Origin of the sequence: Aquimarina acroporae, from assembly GCF_023195925.1 — a bacterium.
Taxonomy (GTDB): domain Bacteria; phylum Bacteroidota; class Bacteroidia; order Flavobacteriales; family Flavobacteriaceae; genus Aquimarina; species Aquimarina acroporae.
In genome coordinates, this window is the sequence record NZ_JALPRE010000001.1 from 893395 (window position 1) to 914849 (window position 21455).

Sequence of the window (21455 nt, forward strand, 5' to 3'; positions counted from 1 at the left end):
TTTTAAAATGAAACGTTTACTCCCATATTCACAGAACGTGAAACCGGGTATGCACCTCTATCTACACCTATTTCCAGGTTTGCCTGTTGTTGATTGGTGTAATTTGATAGATTAATCTCAGGGTCTAAACCACTATAATCGGTAATCGTTAAAAGGTTTTTTCCTTGCAAAAAGATTCTTACTTTATCTAGTTTCAACTTGGAACTAATTTTTTCGCCCAGAGTGTACCCGATAACAATATTTTTTAGTCTCACATAAGAACCATCTTCTATATAATATGAAGATCCTACAGATTCATCACCACTCAAAGTAAAGGCTGGAAGCGTTCCATTGGTATTGGTAGGTGTCCATGAGTTTTCTATATAGTCTATACTTCTAGCGCCTTCAAAATTTGAAAAATCTGTCCAAAACTTGGTCAAATTATAGATGTCATTTCCTTGAGATCCTTGAAATAGCATAGAAACATCAAAATTCTTGTATGATGCATCAAAATTTATCCCATAAGTAAAATCTGGATGAGGATTTCCTATAATATCTCTCGCATCTCCTGTAATTATGGCTCTTCCCGTATTAGGGTCGATTCCTTCCCAGGTAAAACCTACGAAAGAAGATATGGGTTCTCCTGCTCTGGTATTGGTGGTTTCAAATACCGTTTGAGATCCAAGGGTCGGATTTGCAATAACCTGATCCAGATTATTTTCATCTAGGAAATCTACTTCATTTTTATAATGAGAAACGTTAACTCCTATCGAGTATTCGAAACCACCTCCAGTATTATTAGAATAGGTAAGTCCTAAATCGAACCCTCTATTTGTCATTTGTCCAAAATTCCTGAATATAGACCCAATTGTATTTCCAAATACGGTAGGATCTACTGGAACAGCCAATAACATATCCTTTGTTTCTGCATTATATACATCTAGATTAACTCCTAATACATTATTGAACAAAGAAGCAGAAACACCAAAATTAGTAGTAGTTGTGGTTTCCCATGTTAAATTAGGATCACCTATGTTTGATAAGAAAAACCCTGTTTCTCCATTGTAATTGTAAAAATTCAAATTGGAAGCAAACGAGGTAACCCCTCTAAATGCTGGAATAGAGTTGTTTCCAACTTGTCCCCAGCTAAACTTAAACAATAGGTTATTTACTATATCAGAATCTTCAAGAAAGCTCTCTCCAGATAATCTCCATCCCACACTAAATGCAGGAAAAATAGCATCTTGGTTCCCTCCTTCAAATAAAGAAGATTGATCTTGTCTAACAGTAGCGCTTACCAAATACTTATCGTCGTAGGCGTAATCAACTTTTCCAAAAACCGAAAAACTCGAAGATTTAGACTGACCACTACCTACTGTTTGGGTTCCTGTACCTGCACTTAAGAATGTAAAATCGGTAGTATCCTGCAAAAAGTCAGTAATTTGAGCAAAAAACTGTTTAAAACTATTCTTTTTAAATTCGGTTCCTACAAAAGCATCTACATTATGTACTCCACCAAATACTTTTTTATACTGAAGAATATTATACCAGTTTGTATTGATAATATCTGTAGAAGTTTCTCTTAACAAATTCACCTGTCTTGCTGCTGCATTTTCAAAATCTACAGGTCTAAAGAACCTAAACTTAGAGCTTGTCATATCTGCAGTAAATGTTGATCGCAATGATAGATCTTCGGTAATATCTACTTCTGCATACACCGATCCCAAAGCACGTATTGTCTCTGTAGGGTTATTGGCATTTCTGTCTGCCTGACCAATAGGATTTGATGCATTACCAACCCCACCAATACCTGCAGTTCCTGCATAATTTCCACGAATATCAAAAACTGGAATCAATGGGTTACTTCTGAAAAGAGAAGCTATTTGCCCTTCATTATCCTGATTACGAGAGCTCCCAACAGGATCAAGAATTCCTATACGCTCAGAGTATGAAACATTTACAGACTCTCCTAATCTAAATTTACTAGTTACATCAAACTCTGAATTTACCCTAAGATTATATCTCTCAAAACTAGTTGCTCTTCCTACACCTTCCTGATCTAAAAGTCCTAAGCCGATATACAATTTAGAATTTTCGCCTCCTCCATTTACAGAAATATTATGCTGTTGTACAAAGGCAGCATCAAAAAAAGCATCGAACCAATCTGTTCCTGCTTTATTTGCTCTTGTAATTCTATTATTCGGAAAACTATATGCACTTTCATCAATAGTTCCTGATACTCCCTGCGGTAATATATAGTCTGGTAATACAGGAGAAGCCCCAGAACCATATTGCGGATGGTCAAGAGCTAGCCCATCATTGGTTAACGCCTGCCATCTCGCATCTGCTATTTGTTGCGGAGTTGCAAATTCGGGAAATACAGATTTTGGTATAAAATCAATTCCAGTTAGTACATTGTAGTTAAAAGATACTTTGTTATTTCTATTCCCGTTTTTTGTAGTAATTACGATAACACCATTTGCCGCTCCAATTCCATAGATAGAAGCCGCAGCTGCATCTTTAAGCACTTGAATAGACTTTATATCATTTGGATTGAGATCATTAAGCCCTTGTCCTGTTTGTACGCCATCAATAACATATAAAGGGTCATTACCATTAATTGTACCGTATCCACGAATACGCACTGCAGAATTTCCTCCAGGTCCACCTTCAACCCCTACGGTAACTCCCGCAGCCTGTCCCTGTAAAGCTTGTTCTAAACTTGCCGGGGTAGTAGCCGCTATAGCGTCAGACTCAACAACGGTTACAGAGCCTGTAATGTTTCTGGTACTTTGTGTTGTATATCCCGTTACTATTACCTCACTTAATTCACTTGCATCCTCTATAAGTTGTATGTCGATTTTATCCTGACCAGAATATACTACCTCTTTACTTACGAATCCTACATAAGAAAACACCAGTGTTTCTTCATCTGAAATCTCTAAAGAATATTTACCATCGAAATCTGTTTGAGTACCTCTTGAAGTTCCTTTTACAATAACACTTGTACCCGGCAACGGAGCTCCATCTGAGGCTAAAACCGTTCCTGAAATAATAGTTTGAACTGGTTTTAACAATATCGCTTTTGTCTGTGGTTGTTTTTGCTTTTTAGACTTCGAGATTACAATTTGTCTATCCAAAATCTTATAGGTCAGATCTGTTTTTATAAGAGCTATATCTAAAATCTCGTTAACTGTAGATTGTTTTAGATTTAGATTAACCTTTCGATTGGTATTAAGGATATCGTCTTTATAGAAAAAGATGAATTCACTTTGCGCGTGAATCTGATCAAATAGCTCTTCTAAAGTTCCATTTTCTACTTTGATATCTAGTTTTGTTTGTGAATAAGAATGATATGCATATGCACTTGATAGCCCCAGACACAAGAATAAAATAAAAACCCTCATAATGGTTAATAAAAAATTGTATGCCCTCTTTTTGTATAAAAAAGAGTGACAGTTAGCTTTTTTATTCATAATTTTGCTTTTTACGTGTTAAGTATTGCACGATGCAATACGATGACTTGAGTCAGAAAATGTTGCCGCATTTTCTGACTTTTTTATAGAATAAATAGAAGGTGGTTTTTTGTTACTTCATATGATTTGTGTTTTAATTAATTACAATTTTACCTGCTTCTTTTTTATATTTTAAATCTGTAGTTTCCTTAATCACCTCAAGTACTTTTTCAATACTATCCTTAAGATCTAAATGACCAGAGAATGTCTCTCCTTTAAGTTCTGTATTTTCTATTGTAATATTAACATTATAGTATCTTGATAACTTCTTGACGATATCATTAAGACGCTGTTTCTTAAAAATGAACTTCCCATCTCTCCAGGACATGTATTTCGTAACATCAACCTTATTACTTTTGATAATTTTGCTACTACTATTATATACTGCCAAAGTACCAGGTGTAATTTTTAAAGTAGATTTCCCAAAAATAGAATTTGAAGGATATTTAATCTCCACACTTCCTCTTTCCAGAGCTGTACTTGTAAAAGAATCATCTTCATAAGAACTTACATTAAATACTGTTCCTAACACCTTAATATTATAATCATTGGTGATCACAAAAAACGGTTTTTCTTTATCATGACGAACATCAAAGATTGCTTCGCCCACTAAATGCACCTCCCGTTTATCTTCATTAAATACTACTGGGTATGTAAGTTTAGATCCAGAGTTAAGCCATACCTTGGTTCCTTCTGAAAGTGTAATTTTTGTACGTTTCCCATAAGGTACAATAATAGTATTAAAATTATCCTTAGAAGACTGGTCAACTTTTGTAGCGTTATTGATATCTACTTTGTTTCCAGAACTTGAATACTCAATACTAGATACCTTTTCCTTAATTTTAATTTCTTCATTTTCATTAAGCACCAACTTTACATCTCCTTCTTTACTAATATCAATTTGATTTACTTCTACATAATTTTTAATTTTAGAAGAGTTATCATAATTATTATAATAAAACATTGACGTAAAAAACACTGATACTACAGCTGCTGCGGCACCCAAAAAATAATAGAGCCGTTTCTTCTTCCTCATTTTTTCATATTCATGAATAGAGGTATGTATTCTTGATTTTAAATTTTCTTTTTCTTCTTTTGTTAACATCGTAAGGATATTAAGGACATTAATTATTTTCTTTTCCGTGCAATAAACAAGACTTAATCAACTGAATTCCAAACAAAAACAAACCAATCTTGTTCATTATATAAAAGGAAAGTACTAAAAAAACATAGACAAAAAATTGCGATTTTATGAAAAAAGATTTTAAACTTCTATTTCGCTTCGAAGTTTTTTTACTGCGCGGTAGATAAGGGTTCTTACAGATTCGATGGAAATACCCAAAATTGCAGCAATTTCCTCGTAGGATTTTTTTTCATCAAACTTTAACGACAACCCTCTTCGTTGCTTATTTGAAAGTGATGTTAACGCATTAGACAGCTTTGCACTTATTTCTCTGGAGCTTTCTATCTGAATAATAGATTCCTCTACCGAACTGTGTGTAGATCTTATTTCATTTTTCTTTTCTTCAGTAGAGAAGAATTTTAACTTTGATTTAAACTTCCTATTAATTTTTCTTTTAAGAGATTTAAACAAATAAAACTTTACGTTATCTACATCAGAAAGTTTTTTGCGGTATTTATAAATATCCAAAAACAGATCATGTATACAATCCATAACATAATCTTTATCGGTCGTATATTGTATTCCAAATGAATAAAGAGGGTCTATATACTTATCATAAAGTTGATTAAAAGCATCTAAATCCCCAAGCTTTATCTTAGCCCATAGTATAGCATCTACATTTTTAACGGATTGCATTTAAATATTTTGTGTATTCATAAATTCCTAAAAAAAACACCCTAGAAAAAAGGTTCTTGTATAAATTTAACAGTATTGTGTTTATAAATATAATTAAAAACGACTTTACAATTCTTTTTCAAGGACAATTTTTTTAACCAATTCCCCAATCATTATTTCAAATTCCCCACTCTCTGCAATCCATTCATTGTTTTCATTCACAAATTTTAGATCTTCCTCTTGAATCGTAAATGAAATTGTTTTCACTTCACCCGGTTTAAGTTCAATTTTCTTAAATCTTTTTAATGATTTATACTCTGGAGTAATACTTGCAAAAAGATCTCTCACATATAATTGTACCACCTCTTTACCCGTTATTTCGCCTGTATTTTGCACATCAATACTAACGTTAACCTCGTCTCCTCTATCTATAAAAACCTTATCTACACTTAAATTTTTATATTCAAAAGTAGTATAGGATAATCCATACCCAAACTCGTATTGAGGACTGTAACTTCTTTGATAATCAGCATCATCATTCTGCTCTTCATCACCTAAGCTTTCTGTATATTTTCTATTATACTTTTGTAAAGAATTATCATATCTGGGGTAATTGTATGGTAATTTTCCACTTGGATTTACATCTCCGTAAACAATATCGACCAAAGCTCTTGCCCCTTCGTTTCCAGGTAAATAACACTGTACAACAGCATTCATGTTTTTTTCAAAACCACTAATAATTCTTGGTCTACCTTCATTTAAAATTAGGACTATAGGCTTATTAAGTTCACTCAAAGCCTTTGCTAGCTTAATTTGTGGTTTGGTTAAAATCAAACTATTAATATCTCCTGGGGTTTCTGTATAGTTATGTTCACCTAAACACAATAGAATATAATCTACATTGCGAGCTTGGGAGACAGCATTGGCAATGTCAATTTCCTCAAAAATTGAAACCCCAGGTGAATACAAAACATTTTGTTTTCCAACTTTTGCTTCAAAAGCTTCCAAAATAGTAAGTTTATCTTTTGCATACTCATCACTCTTCTCTCCTTGCCAGGTATAAGACCATCCTCCGTTAAGATACTTCATACTATTTGCCGTAGGTCCGGTAACCAAGACCTTCTTTTCTTTAGATAGTGGCAAAATATTATCTGTATTCTTTAATAATGTTATCGATTCTGATGCTGCTATATAAGATAAAGCTACTGAAGAAGATGAACCAAAATCCGGGTAATCCTCAGGATTGGTTACTGGTGTTCTGAAAAGATCTAACTCAAATTTTACTCGTAATATTCTGCTTACTGCATCATCTATTCTAGACATAGGAACCTCTCCATCACTCACCAAAGAAAATAATTCTTCGAAAAACGTGTAATTATCGGGCACCATACTCATATCTATCCCCGCCAAAACAGATTTCTTAACTGCTTCTCTCATTGTCGAAGCTACCTTATGGCGAGTATGCAGATAAATAATATCCTGCCAATCGGTAACAACAATACCTTTAAAGTTTAATTCATCTTTTAAGATATCGGTTATCAATTTTTTACTAGCATGTACAGGAGTTCCGTTAACTTCGCCTGAACTTATCATCACACTCTTTGCTCCGGCCTCTATACTCTTTTGATAAATGGGCAGATCGTATTGTCTCAATACTCTCTCCGGAATAATACTTGGAGTACGATCTTTACCTGTAGTTGTGCTCCCATATCCTATGTAGTGCTTAATACAAGCTGCCACTCGATCAGACTTACCTATATCTTCTCCCTGAAAACCGTTTACCATTGCCACTCCCATTTGAGATGACAAATAAGTATCTTCTCCAAAAGACTCCCATAATCTTGACCATGCAGGATGTCTCGGCAGGTCAAGATCGGGAGAAAAAACCCAGGGGATTGAGGATGCCCTCGTTTCATAGGCAGAAACTGCGGTACATTTTTCGACTAATTCTGGGTCCCAGGTAGCCGCCATTCCTATTTGTTGCGGAAACAATACAGCTCCATCAGTATAACTAGAGCCATGAATTGCATCTATACCATAAATAATCGGAATTTTCTTATCGGTAGCATTGGTTTCCTGAAGTATCTCGTTTAAAACTTCATTCCACCTTTTAGGAGTTGGCGCACCTGGATTAGGTACATTTAAGATTGAACCTATTTTGTATTTATGAATTGCTTCTTTAAGTTTTTCTTTATCAAATTCACCTGGCGAACCTTCTTTTTCTAAAGCTGTTACGGTTATTTGAGTCATTTGACCTATTTTTTCTTCTAAGGTCATTTTTGACAATAATTCAGCTACTTTTTCATCTATAGGATCGGAAGCTTTTGATTCTTTCTCTTTAAAGGAACAAGAAGAAAAAAATAACACCCCTAACAACATAACAAGCAATGTATTGGTTCTCATATCAATATAAAATTATTTTCCAGATACTTTAAAGAAAGAGAATCAACTTTGCGAAACATAGACAAAAACATTGCATATTTTTTTAACTCCTAAAAAAAACAGCTAACATTTTGACAAAATCACAAAAAAACCGGATCATAGCATTATGACCCGGTTCGTATTATGAGTTTAGAAGTACTTCTTACTTACTCAAGTACATTTTTCTTCTTGCATATAAATCATAGAACTGATCATCTTTAAGATCATCTATAAACAAAATACTCTCACCAGTACTCTTCATTTCTGGTCCTAATTTTTTATTCACATTAGGGAATTTATTGAAAGAGAATACAGGTTGTTTGATTGCATATCCTTCTAAATGAGGATTAAAGTCGAAATCTGTAACCTTCTTCTCCCCTAGCATCACTTTGGTTGCATAATTCACATAAGGTTCTCCATAAGCTTTAGCTATAAAAGGTACAGTTCTAGACGCTCTAGGATTTGCTTCAATGATATATACCATATCATCTTTTATTGCAAACTGTATATTGATTAAACCTACAGTATTTAAAGCCAATGCAATTTTGCGAGTATGATCTTTGATCTGCTGCATTACAAACTCTCCAAGATTGAAAGGAGGTAATGTTGCGTTTGAATCTCCAGAGTGAATTCCGCAAGGTTCGATATGCTCCATTATTCCAATAATGTATACATTCTCTCCATCACAAATTGCATCTGCTTCAGCCTCTATAGCTCCATCAAGATAATGATCTAGCAATAATTTGTTATTTGGTATTTTACGCAGTAAATCAACAACATGCTCTTCTAGCTCCTGCTTATTGATCACGATTTTCATTCCCTGTCCTCCAAGTACATAAGATGGCCTAACAAGTATCGGGAAATCTAAACGATCTGCAACTTCAAGAGCTTCATCTGCAGTTTCAGCAGTATCAAACTCCGGATAAGGAATCCCATTTTCCTTTAGAAGTTTAGAAAAACTACCTCTATCTTCTGCAAGATCTAACGATTGGAAACTGGTTCCTATAATTTTGATTCCATATCGGTCTAACTTCTCAGCTAACTTAAGAGCTGTTTGCCCTCCAAGCTGTACAATCACCCCTTCAGGTTTTTCATGCTGAATAATATCATAAATATGCTCCCAGAAAACAGGTTCAAAATATAATTTGTCTGCAGTATCGAAGTCTGTTGAAACTGTTTCAGGATTACAGTTAATCATAATTGTTTCATAACCACATTCTGCAGATGCCAATACACCATGTACACAGCAATAATCAAACTCGATTCCTTGACCAATTCTATTTGGACCGGAACCTAATACTACAATTTTCTTTTTATCGGTTACCTCACTTTCATTTGCAACAGACACCGTACCGTCGGCTGTTTCTATTTCGGCTTCGAATGTAGAATAGAAATACGGAGTTTCTGCTTTAAATTCAGCAGCACAGGTATCTACCAGCTTATATACTCTTTTTATTCCCAACTCTTCTCTTTTCTTATACACTTCACTTTCGTAGCAACCAACCATGTGTGCGATTTGTCTATCAGCAAATCCTTTTTGTTTAGCTTCCAAGATTAATTCTTTGGTAAGTGATTGTATAGAATATGTAGAAATTTCTTTCTCTAAATTATGAAGTTCTTCGTATTGCTTTAAGAACCACATATCAATTTTAGTAATCTCATGAATTCTACTTAATGGAATTCCCATTTGTATAGCATCATAAATTACGAAGACACGATCCCAACTAGCATAAGTTAATTTCTCGATGATTTGGTCGTAATCTTTATGCCCTTTTCCATCTGCTCCCAGACCATTTCTTTTAATTTCAAGAGATTGTGTCGCCTTGTGTAGTGCTTCTTGAAAAGATCTTCCGATTGCCATAACCTCTCCTACAGCTTTCATTTGGAGGCCTAAAGTTCTATCTGACCCCTCGAACTTATCAAAGTTCCAACGTGGAATTTTAACAATAACATAGTCTAAGGTTGGCTCGAATAACGCAGAGGTAGATTTTGTAATTTGGTTATCTAATTCATCTAAGTTATATCCTATTGCAAGCTTTGCAGCTACTTTCGCAATCGGATACCCCGTAGCTTTAGATGCCAGAGCAGACGAACGAGATACACGCGGATTAATTTCTATCGCAATAATATCCTCTTTATCATCTGGACTTACTGCGAACTGTACGTTACATCCCCCAGCAAACTCCCCAATACTGCGCATCATGTGAATCGCCATATCTCTCATTCTCTGGAATGTCTTGTCACTCAATGTCATTGCAGGAGCAACCGTAATCGAATCTCCTGTATGAATCCCCATCGGATCCATATTTTCGATGGTACAAATAATAACTACATTATCATTATTATCCCTAAGCAATTCTAATTCATATTCTTTCCAACCGATTAAGGCCTTATCGATCATTACCTCATGAATTGGAGAAACCTCTAAACCTCTGGTTAACAGCTTATCAAAATCTTCTTCTTTATATACAAAGGAAGCACCGGCTCCACCTAAGGTATAGGATGCTCTAATTACCAAAGGAAAACCAAATTCCTGAGCGATCTCTTTTCCTTTTAAATAAGAATTAGCAGTTGCTTGTGGCGCCATAGGAATACCTATCTTAAGCATCAACTCTCTAAACTGCTCTCTATCTTCAGTAATATTAATCGCATCAATATCAACACCGATAATTTCAACATTAAAATCTTCCCAGATACCTTTTTCATCTGCCTCAATACAAAGGTTTAACGCCGTTTGCCCTCCCATAGTTGGAAGTACTGCATCTATTTGTGGGTGTTCTTTTAAGATCTCAATAATAGATTTTGTATTCAAAGGTTTAAGATATACATGATCTGCCATCGAAGGATCGGTCATTATAGTAGCAGGGTTAGAATTGATCAAAATAGTTTCAATTCCATCTTCTCTTAGCGAACGTAATGCTTGTGATCCTGAATAATCAAATTCGCAAGCTTGTCCTATAATAATAGGTCCAGATCCAATAATCAATATACTCTTAAGGTCTTCTCTTTTTGGCATGTAATTAAAATTGTGTGTTGTATAAATATTTCTTTTTCTACCAGATATAAAAAAAGGCGTTACCCGTAAAGTAACACCTTTAATATTTTAAATCGCACATTATCATTAGTGCTTGTGTCTTAATTCTGAAGATACAGATAACTTCTTTCTTCCTTTAGCTCTTCTTCTAGCTAATACCTTTCTACCATTTACAGAAGCCATACGCTCTCTGAAACCGTGTTTATTTTTTCTCTTTCTCTTCGATGGTTGAAACGTTCTTTTCATTGTTATCTATCTTTATAAATCCTCTTGAAATATCTTATTTATGTTTTTTGAGTCCTCATCTCAAAACTGCGGGCAAATATACGAAGAGTTTTTACTTTCACAAACGGAAATATCAAAATATTTTTATTTGTTTTTATTACCTTTGCCGCGACTTAAAAAATTAAACAATTCAATGTACAATAAAAATATAAAATTAGTTTTAGCGGCAGCCGTTTTAGGAGTGGCTGTATGGCAAATTATAGAAGGATATATAGGTAATGGGATCATGTTCATTTTGCTATCTTTAATCTTTGTATTTTTATACTTTAAAAACGAATTAATTCTTCTCGCATTCTTAAGACTAAGAAAACAGGATTTTGAGGGAGCAAAAAAATGGTTAAGTAAAATCAAAAATCCAGAAAGCGCACTAACTATTAAACAGCAAGGTTACTACAACTATCTTTTTGGTATCATGCTATCACAAACCAATATCACCCAAGCTGAGAAATATCTTAAAAAAGCTGTAAAATTAGGTTTATCGATGAATCAGGATTTAGCTGTTGCTAAATTAAACTTAGCCGGAATAGCGATGACCAAAAGAAGAAAACGTGAAGCTCAAACCTTACTCACCGAAGCTAAGAAATTAGACAAACATGGTATGCTAAAAGATCAAATTACCATGATGAAACAGCAAATGAAGAAAATTTAGGCACACTAATTGATCCTATTCTTACGTTATCTTATAAGTTTGGATTTTTGTACTGTGGTTCCATGTTGGTTATGGAAACAAGTTTTTATCACAAAAAAGGTTTTTTTAAAGACTTTATAGTACATTAGCTATTGTAATTATGTTGTAATGAGAAAATTATTAGTTCTAGGAATACTCTTCACTTTTTTCGGCAGCACTTTTGCTCAAGAAGAAGTTCGAATACCTTTTTCGACTGCAATTTCTGCCCATATTGTAAAGTATAATCTAAAAATGGATGAAGCCTACAGACGCAGTGATCTGGAAAGGGCCAAATTTTTATTTGATTCATTGGTAAGCAATCACCTGAACGGCACCTATATGGATAACTTTACAGTAAATACCTTAAAAGAAGATCCTATTACGTTTGAAGAATATGAAAAACCATTGTTTCTAATCACCTATGCAGCATGGTGTGTCCCTGGTATTGGTGAAATCCCTGCTCTTAATGATCTGGCAGATAGATTTCATGACCAAATAGATTTTCTTGTCCTTTTCTGGGACACAAAAGAAAACCTAAAAGATAAAAGTGATGAGTACAGTAAAAATATTAAATTGGTTTACGTTGATGAAAAAACAAATCAAGATTCCTATATCGTAAACAAATTAAAACATGCATTAGGATTCCCTATGATGTATTTCTTAGATGACGAAAAAAAGGTACTAAACATTCAAAAAATTGAAACCCATCACTCTAGTGAAACTTTAAGCAATTCTTATAACATTCATTTTAATTCTTTGTCGAAAGGAGTTTCATTAATTATTGCCGACTTAGACAGAAAGGGATTACTTGCTGAGGATACAGATACTGAAGCTCTTAAAGAGAAAGAAGCCGATGATGAAGTTGGTGAAGATGGTCGTACTGCTGAAGAAAGAAGAATCGACGAAGAATATGAAAAATACAAGCGGGAAAAAGACTCTCTTAAGAAGGCTAAAAAAAATAACAGGAGATTTTAGATTTCCTTAGCATAAAAACATAAATAAAAGTCAGAACAGTAGTTCTGGCTTTTTTTATTTACCTAATATCATTTTTAGAGCAACTAAAAGTAATACTCCACCAAATATTTTCTTTATTAAATTTTGATTGATCGATATTGCCAACTTACTTCCCAAATATCCTCCTATTATAAAGGTCACCGCGATAATTGCGGCATATTTCCAATTTACATATCCTTCACGGTAATAATTAAAAGCTGCCAATAAAGTAACTGGTACTGCCAGTACTGCTAAACTTGTTCCCTGCGCCTCATGTTGAGAAAAGTTTAACCACAGAATCATAAGAGGGATCATTACTACACTACCTCCTACACCTAAGGTTCCACTAAAAAAACCAGCTAAAAGCCCAATAAGAACTAAAGAAACAAGCACACTTATATTCATAATAATATATATAAGCAGCTAACTTACTTAAAAAACTTGAAATAACTTCTTTGATTCTACAGTAAAGAAAGTACTATTGTCCGGTACCTAAGTTGTAGTAACCTTCTCTTGGTATTTTAATAATATATTCCTTCCCAGAGGTATTATTTAAATGTGTTTCTCGTAACCAAGGATTGTGTAATTTTAGAATTTTGTAGTTAATATCGTGTATTTTAACAAACTCATTAAAATCTGTAATAGGCTCGTCTACCAATACATTAAATGTAGGAATATGTTTGTAAAGATCCTCGTCTTTAAAGTTAAACCCATATTTCTTCGGATTGCTTAAAATCTCTTTAACCGCTACAATTCTAAATACATATCTTCCCGTTTCTTCTCCAAGCAATAAATCGTAATAAGATGATGCATCTTGACGATCCAATTGCCTAAGGATACCTGCTCTACCGGCATTATAAGCAGCCGCAGCTAAAGTCCAGGAACCGAGTTTTTCTTTAGCACTTTTTAAGTATCTACACGCTACCTCTGTAGATTTTTCGATATGATAGCGTTCATCAACATTTTGATTTACTTCTAAGCCATATTCTTTTGCCGTACCTTTAAGTATTTGCCAAAAACCAGTTGCCCTTGCCGGAGAAACCGCTTGTGTCAAGCTACTTTCGATAACTGCCAAATATTTGAAATCTTCTGGAACACCATGTTCTCTAAGTATTGGTTCTATCACAGGGAAATACTTATTTGCTCTTTTAAATAATAGCAAACCATTTGACTGCCAATAGGTATTTACCAATAACTCGCGATCCATTCGTTCTCTAATATCTGGATTTTGGATTGGTACAAGTTCACCTGCAAAATTTAAGTTATCAGGCATAGGGATTGCATAAACGTTGTAATCGTTTATTAATTTCGTCTCTAAATTTTCTTGGGCTACAGGTTTTTGCGGTGCTTCTTGAGTCGCATTTACTAGGATACTAAATGTAAATAGTACACCTAAAAAAACCAAAATTTTTCTAATCATCTTCATTTCAATAGTAGATTTTATTGGGGAATAAAATTTTAAGAATACAATATAACGTAAAAAGTTCTATTAATGCAAGTTATCATTGATAATTTCAGGTAAATGTTTATTAAACCATCTTGCCCGGTTTACAATCATAACATGCGTTCCCTGATCCACTATGATGCAATTTTCAATATTAGACACAGGAAAAACAATATCTTTATCTCCATGAATATGTACTAAACCTTCTGGACACTGTTCCTGATCCCAACATACCATTTTTTCGATGGCCCAATCTAAATATGTTTTATCATTAACCGACAAATACCTTTGATACATTGCCGCTCTTTTCTTTGCAAAATCACCAAAAGCTAATTTTTCCCAATTATCAATTTTTGAAACTACAGAGGTTGGTAAGAGTTTGTAGAGCTTAGTTTTGCGAGCAATTTTCATGCGCTTTGGCAATTCAAACTTATTTTTTACACTAGATACGATGATCAACTTTTTAAGCGTAAGGTATTTGCTCATCTCCTGAACGATCACTCCTCCAAATGAAACCCCTATAAGTACGGCATTTTCATGTTTAATTTCTAAACACATTCTTTTGGCATAATCACCTATAGACTCTTTCTTCTCGGGGATTTTCCAAGGGATGGTATATGTCCTGAATTGTGACTCGGGAAGCCTTATGTTTTCAAAAATAGAAACGTCTGCAGCCATTCCCGGAACAAAATAAACATGGCTAACTTCTTGCGACATAGGTATTTTAACAGTGAACCTTACGTTTAAAAGGCTAATTTTCTTATCTTTGCATCGCAAAATTATAGTTTTCCTGTATTACATAAAAGGAAATACTAGGTTAAATTTTTATAAAGGAAATTTAAACTAACAAATCTTAGTTAGGCAAATAATTACACATTTTGCAAGAATAGAAATTAGATTTTCTTTCTTGTTGCTTACTTCCGAAGTCAGGTTAGTGAAATTTCTTTTTTTGTTTTAAATGTAAACACCTCATAATTTTAAAAAAAATATGGAGAACATGAGTGATGTTGGATTAGAAATCATAGACAATGAATTTCTAAGACAATTCGAGACAACAATTGATGGTCAAAAAGCAAAAATTGAATATGCTTTACAAGAAAGAAAAATTTTCTTAACCAAACTTATCATGAGTGAAGAACATCTTGAAAAAGGATTTGGAGAAGATTTTATCGTTGCAGTATTTAATGTAATTGAGGAGCGCAATATACGCTTGGTACCAACAAGTCCTATCATTGCAAAGTTTATGAGAAAGAATCGAAGAAAGTATAAAAATTTATTACCTGTAGGAATCAACATCTAGTAGTGATACTACATCATAAACATAAAAAAACCGCATCGTAAAAATGCGGTTTTTTTATACCTTATATTTTAGTTGTTGCTTTTACAAAGTCAAACCTGACCATTCCTTCTTCATCAATCTCTGTCAACACTACTTTATGAAGTGTATTGACATATGCGGGATTCCATGGCATTTTTACTTTTACATAGTTCTCTGTAAAACCATGAATATACCCTTCTTTATTTTCCGACTCAAACAACACTGTTCTTTCTGTTCCTAATTGACTTTCATAAAAAGCTCTTCTTTTCTTCACAGACAACCCCCTTAGCATCTTACTTCTTTTCTTTCTTACATTCATAGGAACCACTCCATCAAGTTCTGCTGCCAGCGTATTATCTCTTTCAGAATAAGTAAACACATGAAGATAAGAGATATCCAATTGAGACAAAAAGTTATAGGTATCTAAGAAATGGTCATCGGTCTCTCCAGGAAAACCAACAATTACATCTACTCCAATACAAGCATGAGGCATCACTTCTTTGATTCTACTCACTCGATCTACGTATAAATCACTTAGATATCTACGACGCATAAGTTTTAAAATCTCATCACTACCCGATTGCAAAGGAATATGAAAATGAGGAACAAATGTTCTCGATCCTGATACAAAATCGATCGTTTCGTTTTTAAGTAAATTAGGCTCTATCGATGAGATACGCAATCTCTCAATACCTTCAACCTTATCAAGTGCTTGTACTAACTCAAAAAAGGTATGTTCGTGTTTTTTATTTCCAAACTCTCCCTTTCCGTAGTCTCCAATATTCACTCCGGTAAGTACAATTTCTTTAATCCCCTGCTCCGAAATTTCTTTCGCATTTTTCAATACATTCGACAAGGTATCACTTCGCGATATACCTCTCGCCAATGGGATCGTACAATAGGTACATTTATAATCACACCCATCCTGCACTTTCAAAAATGCTCTCGTTCTATCCCCAATAGAATAACTTCCTACATAAAAATCGGCTTCTTCTATTTCGCAAGAATGTACTTCTCCGAAATCATTTTTAGAAAGATCGTTTATATAATCTGTAATTTTAAACTTTTCGGTAGCTCCCAATACCAGATCGACTCCATCTACCGCAGCCAGCTCTTCAGGTTTCAACTGTGCATAACATCCAACAGCGGCTACAAATGCCTCTGGATTTACTTTTTGCGCTTGCTTTACGATGGTTTTAAAACGTTTATCTGCATTTTCCGTAACAGAACACGTATTAATCACATAAATATCTGCCTGCTCAGAAAAATCTACACGATCGAAACCTTCATCTGTGAAATTTCTAGCAATAGTCGAGGTTTCCGAAAAATTCAGCTTACAACCCAACGTATAAAATGCAACTTTTTTTCTCATAAAACTTCCTGTCGCTTCCTTGTAGAAAGAAATCTCTTTATCTTTACTTCTTTACAAATTAGTCACCATTTATAAAGAATATCTTTTTACTATTTTTTTGAGGGTGCAAATATACCAACAATAATTCGTTTACTAAAATTGAAATTGAACCACTTTAATCCTGTAATTTATTATTTAACAACAGTTTACCTGTTTCTTCTCCTCACATCTTGCAGTACTACTTCTTCTGAAGATAAAGATCATATGGTGTTTCGGTATAATTCATACAACAATATTTCTTCATTAGACCCAGCTTTTGCAAGAGACTATGATATTATTTGGGCCACAAATCAATTGTATAACAGCCTGGTACAATTAGACGATTCTTTGCATATAGTACCCGATATCGCAAAACGTTGGGAAATTTCTGAAGACGGACTTACGTATACGTTTTTCTTACGAAATGATGTAAAATTTCATAAACATCCAGAATTTAATACAAAAGATAGTACCAGGACAGTCGTCGCTAGTGATTTTACCTATAGTTTTGATCGATTGGTAGACCCAAAAGTGGCTTCACCAGGAAACTGGGTATTAAAACATGTAGAACAATATACCGCAGTAAACGATACTACTTTTCGCATACAGTTAAAAAAATCGTTCCCCGCCTTTTTAGGACTTATGAGTATGCGGTATTGCTCTGTGATCCCAAAAGAAATCGTAGAATTTTATGGTAGCAATTTTAGAGCTCACCCCATTGGTACAGGTCCTTTTAAATTCAAACTTTGGGAAGAAAATGTGAAACTCGTTTTCAGAAAAAATGAATTGTATTTTGAGAGAGACACCAAAGGAAATTCTCTACCCTACTTAGAGGCAGTAGCCATCACTTTTTTACCCGATAAACAAAGTGAATTTTTACAATTTGCGAAAGGAAAGATTGATCTCCTAAATAGCCTTGACGCTTCTTACAAAGATGAATTGCTCACGCCAACCGGAAAGCTACGCGACAAATACAAAAAACGCATCAATATTAGCAAAGGCCCATATCTCAACTCTGAATATTTAGGATTTTATCTGGATACAGAAAAAGATGAAATTCAATCGGAGGTTCTTAGAAAAGCTGTGAATCATGGTTTCGATAGAGAAAAGATGATTACATACCTTAAAAATGGCATTGGCACACCCGCTGTAAATGGGTTTATTCCCAAAGGGATTCCCGGTTTTAACAATATCAAAGGGTACGACTACAATCCTGAAAAAGCTCGAAAACTTGTAGAGCTCTACAAAAAACAAACTGGAGATAACGAACCTGTTGTACGCATTGCTACGGATGCCAACTACCAAAGTATTTGCGAATACATACAGAGAGAATTAGAAAAAATTGGTATTACTATTATGGTAGATGTGATGCCCGCGTCAACGATTCGACAAAAGAAATGGGCGGGTAAACTAGATACGTTTAGAGCTAGTTGGATTGCCGATTACCCTGATGCTGAAAACTTTTTATCTCCATATTACAGCAAAAACCACACTCCCAACGGCCCCAACTATACCCATTTTAAAAACGAAACCTTTGATCGTCTTTATGAAGAGAGTTTCTTTATTACCGATAATGCGAAACGTGAACTACACTATGCAAAGATGGATTCTATTATAGTAGCTCACGCCCCCATCGTTCCTCTATATTATGACGAGGTAGTTCGTTTCACCCAAAAAGATGTGAGAGGACTTACCAATAACCCGCAAAACTTCTTAATCTTAAAAAGAGTTTGGAAAGAGAAGAAAGATTAAAAAACATTACCTTTTTGTATTTTTTAACATTTTATCGATTAAATACGCATTTAATCGGTTGATTTTCATATATTCGTGCTTCATTAATTAAAATTTTAACATATTAATTAAACCAAATCTTATGAAAAAAATCAACCTACTTTTATTAGCTTCTCTTTTTTTAGGAGTGGTATCGTGTAGCAGTGATGATGATTCAGGAACCGATGTAAACAATCTAGATCCTAACCCCGTAGAAGAAACAGAGCTCGACGCAAGTACTGTTTCTCAAGGAATTACAGTAGATGGCGCTACCAGAAACACTGGAGACGCTCCACAACCCACAGGAAACATTACCGGATTTACAGTTAGCGAAACCGAACAATCTGGTTTCTTAAACAGTGGTTTCAACATTGATTTTACTGTACCAACAAATTACGCCGGGGCATATTTTCAAATTGTTGAAAATGATGGAACTGTAGCTCCAGACTATTTAGATATTCCTGCAAATTCTACCAGAAGTGTAAAAAACAGTAAAAGTATTTTGGCAAAATCTAGAAAGCTAAACGACAATGAAGCTTCTATAGATGTTGATTTTGGAGATGCTATTCCTCCAGGTAAATTCTGTTATTTCTTATGTATTTATGATGATCAAGGAAATATTAGTGAACCTGTACAAGTATGTGTAGAAGTAGAAGCATGGGGAGGAAACCCAGCAATCGAAGGAGTTTGGAACTACACCAAACAAATTGAAAACGGGGTGACTATTCTTCCGGGAGAAGAAAGTGACTGTGAAGAAGCTGAGTTAGAATGTGCAAACAATCAACAATTGGTAGTTGACGATGCCTATTGCTATGTTTTAGATGCTTTTAAATTAACCATCAATAGTGACGGAACTTACGAATACAGAAGTGACGATACAAGCAAGAATTTTGATTATAACGCTAGTGTAGAAAATTGTGAAGCTGTATTTGGTCCTGAAGAACCAGGATACTATATCTCTAAAGGAAACTGGGCCTATGATGAAGAAGAAGGTAGACTTACTCTGGTAGAGTTTGAATATGTTGAAGCTGCAGGTGACCAGGTTTATGAAGGTACTGAAGAAGATGGATATGTAGATTTTGATGGTGAAGCAGTAATCAATGGTTCTGAGATGGTCGTAAAATTCTCTTATGAAGATGATATTGTTATTAATGTAGAGTTCTTTTTAAACAAAGAATAATACAACATATTGGAATATAAAAAAACACGATCCTATGGATCGTGTTTTTTGTTTTGTACTATTCGTAACCTTTGCGCCACGATTGTGTATCTTCAAATACCTGCTCCAGGATTTTTTTATCTTCCTCGCTAAACTCTTGGTTTCTTCTGCTCATTACTACTTTGGCTACCTCAAAAGCTTTTTTAGTGATATAGGTGGTAAAACCTCCACTTCCTCCCCAGCTATAGCTCGGTATAAAATTGCGAGGAAAACCACCACCAAAAACATTTGCATTCACTCCAATCACGGTACCCGTATTAAACATTGTATTAATACCACATTTAGAGTGGTCCCCCATCATTAAACCGCAAAACTGTAGTCCTGTTTTGGCAAAACCTTCGGTTTCATAACTCCACAATCGTACCGGTGCATAGTTATTTTTAAGATTTGAGGTATTGGTATCTGCTCCTAGGTTACACCACTCCCCTAACACTGAGTTCCCAATAAAACCATCATGTCCTTTATTTGAATACCCAAAAATCACAGAATTATTAACCTCTCCTCCTACTTTGGAGTATGGCCCCACTGTAGTACCACTATAAATCTTAGCCCCCATTTTTATGGTAGCATGATCACAAAGCGCAAACGCACCTCTTATCATACTCCCCTCCATAATTTCAGCATTTTTACCGATATAAATAGGTCCATTGCTAGCATTAAGGATAGTAAACTCCAGCTTTGCCCCTTCTTCGATAAATACATTTTCTGGAGCGATCACCTGGTTACTTTTAGGTATAGGTGCACTGGTTCTACCTTGGGTTAGCAATGTAAAATCATCATTGATGGCCTGTTCATTTTTAGAAAAAATATCCCAGGTATGTTGTACCGTAAGCACTTCCTCTTCAAACTCCTGTATGGTGTAGGTATCAAAATCTACCTCCTGACCTTCTTTTACATAAAACGCTACAGGCTCATCGTTTATAAAAATCGCTTGATTTTCTTGGAGCCCAGTAATTGCTTTTACCAGCTTTTCTGTAGGCAGGTATGAGGCGCAGATCATTATGTTATCTTCCAGCTCTACCATAGGATATTTATCACTCAAATAATCTTCGGTAACGGTAGAGGTAGTATACCCCAGATATTTTTCCCATTTTTCGCGTATGGTAATAATCCCTATGCGTATATCGGCTACAGGTCGCGTATAGGTAAACGGCAATAACGCTTTTCGAGCCGGCCCATCAAAAAGAATGTAATTCATGTTGTGTATTATAATGTTGTTGTGTTAGGAGAATACCTCTCCTAGAGACAAAAATAATCACCTTCACATAAATAGAGGTGAATTTTTTGGTATGTTTTTCGCAAATAATCTTTAAAAACAAAAAATCCACACTTTTAGGCCTGAGACATCCCATAAAAATTCTATCCGACGTTTTATCCATTAAAATGAACTTAAGTGATGATCTATCAAAAAGAACTTTAAAAATCAAGTCATCAGTAAGGGGATTTGGATGAAAAACTGTTTGAGTGATAGCACGTTTTTTTTTTCATCCGTGGCTGCGGGTGACGTCGTATTTTCTTAAGTTCCTTTTGTACGCCTAGACTTTTTTACTTCTTTTTTGGCGATGAAAAAAAGAAAGGAAGCTCAATTAAAGCAAATCAGATGAAATTTAAATTTATTACCA

At 34.6% G+C, this 21455-nt stretch carries 16 protein-coding genes; 5 read left to right on the forward strand and 11 right to left on the reverse strand.

The features are described 5' to 3' along the window. Window positions 1-2: 2 nt before the first annotated feature. The 6 genes from M0D21_RS04440 to rpmH form a co-directional block, all read right to left on the reverse strand. Window positions 3-3455 (reverse strand): TonB-dependent receptor, encoded by a 3453-nt coding sequence (locus M0D21_RS04440; protein ID WP_248327230.1) that lies wholly within the window; start codon window positions 3453-3455, stop codon window positions 3-5. A gap of 133 nt (window positions 3456-3588) precedes the next feature. Beyond that, complete coding sequence (locus M0D21_RS04445; protein ID WP_248327231.1) at window positions 3589-4599, reverse strand: FecR family protein; 1011 nt, start codon at window positions 4597-4599, stop codon at window positions 3589-3591. Between the two features lie 159 nt (window positions 4600-4758). Then, a complete protein-coding gene (locus M0D21_RS04450; protein ID WP_248327232.1) occupies window positions 4759-5313 on the reverse strand; it encodes an RNA polymerase sigma factor in 555 nt (184 codons plus the stop codon). Window positions 5314-5418: 105 nt separating this feature from the next. Further along, the gene (locus M0D21_RS04455; protein ID WP_248327233.1) at window positions 5419-7695 is read right to left on the reverse strand and encodes a glycoside hydrolase family 3 N-terminal domain-containing protein; all 2277 of its coding nucleotides are present in this window, start codon (window positions 7693-7695) and stop codon (window positions 5419-5421) included. A 181-nt stretch (window positions 7696-7876) separates the two neighbouring features. Then, window positions 7877-10729 (reverse strand): carbamoyl-phosphate synthase large subunit, encoded by a 2853-nt coding sequence (gene carB / locus M0D21_RS04460; RefSeq protein WP_248327234.1) that lies wholly within the window; start codon window positions 10727-10729, stop codon window positions 7877-7879. A gap of 105 nt (window positions 10730-10834) precedes the next feature. Beyond that, a complete protein-coding gene (rpmH, locus tag M0D21_RS04465; RefSeq protein WP_073314535.1) occupies window positions 10835-10993 on the reverse strand; it encodes a 50S ribosomal protein L34 in 159 nt (52 codons plus the stop codon). A gap of 172 nt (window positions 10994-11165) precedes the next feature. Between rpmH and M0D21_RS04470 the strand changes: the two genes are divergently transcribed. Then, on the forward strand, window positions 11166-11681 hold the full coding sequence (locus M0D21_RS04470; RefSeq protein ID WP_248327235.1) for a tetratricopeptide repeat protein: 516 nt from the start codon (window positions 11166-11168) through the stop codon (window positions 11679-11681). A gap of 147 nt (window positions 11682-11828) precedes the next feature. Further along, the gene (locus M0D21_RS04475; RefSeq protein WP_248327236.1) at window positions 11829-12674 is read left to right on the forward strand and encodes a TlpA family protein disulfide reductase; all 846 of its coding nucleotides are present in this window, start codon (window positions 11829-11831) and stop codon (window positions 12672-12674) included. A 54-nt stretch (window positions 12675-12728) separates the two neighbouring features. Here M0D21_RS04475 and M0D21_RS04480 read toward each other — a convergent pair whose 3' ends face one another. The 3 genes from M0D21_RS04480 to M0D21_RS04490 all read right to left on the reverse strand — a co-directional run bounded on the left by M0D21_RS04480 (window position 12729) and on the right by M0D21_RS04490 (window position 14853). Continuing rightward, window positions 12729-13097: a sulfite exporter TauE/SafE family protein gene (locus M0D21_RS04480; RefSeq protein ID WP_248327237.1), complete on the reverse strand. Its 369-nt coding sequence runs from the start codon at window positions 13095-13097 to the stop codon at window positions 12729-12731. A 73-nt stretch (window positions 13098-13170) separates the two neighbouring features. Next, a complete protein-coding gene (locus M0D21_RS04485) occupies window positions 13171-14118 on the reverse strand; it encodes a lytic transglycosylase domain-containing protein (RefSeq protein ID WP_248327238.1) in 948 nt (315 codons plus the stop codon). A 63-nt stretch (window positions 14119-14181) separates the two neighbouring features. After that, entirely contained in the window at window positions 14182-14853 is a 672-nt protein-coding gene (locus M0D21_RS04490) for an alpha/beta hydrolase (protein ID WP_248327239.1), read from the reverse strand. 280 nt (window positions 14854-15133) lie between these two features. On the opposite strand from M0D21_RS04490, the gene M0D21_RS04495 reads away from it, so the two are divergent. Continuing rightward, window positions 15134-15436: a GNAT family N-acetyltransferase gene (locus tag M0D21_RS04495; RefSeq protein ID WP_248327240.1), complete on the forward strand. Its 303-nt coding sequence runs from the start codon at window positions 15134-15136 to the stop codon at window positions 15434-15436. A 61-nt stretch (window positions 15437-15497) separates the two neighbouring features. On the opposite strand, the gene mtaB is transcribed toward M0D21_RS04495, so the two are convergent. Next, window positions 15498-16826, reverse strand: coding sequence for a tRNA (N(6)-L-threonylcarbamoyladenosine(37)-C(2))-methylthiotransferase MtaB (gene mtaB, locus M0D21_RS04500; RefSeq protein WP_248327241.1), 1329 nt, complete (start codon window positions 16824-16826; stop codon window positions 15498-15500). Window positions 16827-16970: 144 nt separating this feature from the next. Between mtaB and M0D21_RS04505 the strand changes: the two genes are divergently transcribed. Then, window positions 16971-18596: an ABC transporter substrate-binding protein gene (locus tag M0D21_RS04505; RefSeq protein WP_248327242.1), complete on the forward strand. Its 1626-nt coding sequence runs from the start codon at window positions 16971-16973 to the stop codon at window positions 18594-18596. A gap of 121 nt (window positions 18597-18717) precedes the next feature. Further along, window positions 18718-19794, forward strand: coding sequence for a hypothetical protein (locus M0D21_RS04510; RefSeq protein ID WP_248327243.1), 1077 nt, complete (start codon window positions 18718-18720; stop codon window positions 19792-19794). Window positions 19795-19852: 58 nt separating this feature from the next. Here M0D21_RS04510 and M0D21_RS04515 read toward each other — a convergent pair whose 3' ends face one another. After that, window positions 19853-21031, reverse strand: a complete 1179-nt coding sequence (locus M0D21_RS04515; protein ID WP_248327244.1) for a GlmU family protein — start codon at window positions 21029-21031, stop codon at window positions 19853-19855. Between the last annotated feature and the right edge of the window lie 424 nt (window positions 21032-21455).

Coding starts and splice junctions, on each gene's coding strand:
- M0D21_RS04495 (WP_248327240.1), top strand. CDS start 15,134: ATGAGTGATGTTGGATTAGAAATCATAGACAATGAATTTCTAAGACAA.
- M0D21_RS04450 (WP_248327232.1), bottom strand. CDS start 5,313: ATGCAATCCGTTAAAAATGTAGATGCTATACTATGGGCTAAGATAAAG.
- M0D21_RS04455 (WP_248327233.1), bottom strand. CDS start 7,695: ATGAGAACCAATACATTGCTTGTTATGTTGTTAGGGGTGTTATTTTTT.
- rpmH (WP_073314535.1), bottom strand. CDS start 10,993: ATGAAAAGAACGTTTCAACCATCGAAGAGAAAGAGAAAAAATAAACAC.
- M0D21_RS04515 (WP_248327244.1), bottom strand. CDS start 21,031: ATGAATTACATTCTTTTTGATGGGCCGGCTCGAAAAGCGTTATTGCCG.
- M0D21_RS04490 (WP_248327239.1), bottom strand. CDS start 14,853: ATGTCGCAAGAAGTTAGCCATGTTTATTTTGTTCCGGGAATGGCTGCA.
- M0D21_RS04470 (WP_248327235.1), top strand. CDS start 11,166: ATGTACAATAAAAATATAAAATTAGTTTTAGCGGCAGCCGTTTTAGGA.
- M0D21_RS04485 (WP_248327238.1), bottom strand. CDS start 14,118: ATGAAGATGATTAGAAAAATTTTGGTTTTTTTAGGTGTACTATTTACA.
- M0D21_RS04480 (WP_248327237.1), bottom strand. CDS start 13,097: ATGAATATAAGTGTGCTTGTTTCTTTAGTTCTTATTGGGCTTTTAGCT.
- M0D21_RS04440 (WP_248327230.1), bottom strand. CDS start 3,455: ATGAATAAAAAAGCTAACTGTCACTCTTTTTTATACAAAAAGAGGGCA.
- M0D21_RS04475 (WP_248327236.1), top strand. CDS start 11,829: ATGAGAAAATTATTAGTTCTAGGAATACTCTTCACTTTTTTCGGCAGC.
- M0D21_RS04510 (WP_248327243.1), top strand. CDS start 18,718: ATGAAAAAAATCAACCTACTTTTATTAGCTTCTCTTTTTTTAGGAGTG.
- carB (WP_248327234.1), bottom strand. CDS start 10,729: ATGCCAAAAAGAGAAGACCTTAAGAGTATATTGATTATTGGATCTGGA.
- M0D21_RS04445 (WP_248327231.1), bottom strand. CDS start 4,599: ATGTTAACAAAAGAAGAAAAAGAAAATTTAAAATCAAGAATACATACC.
- mtaB (WP_248327241.1), bottom strand. CDS start 16,826: ATGAGAAAAAAAGTTGCATTTTATACGTTGGGTTGTAAGCTGAATTTT.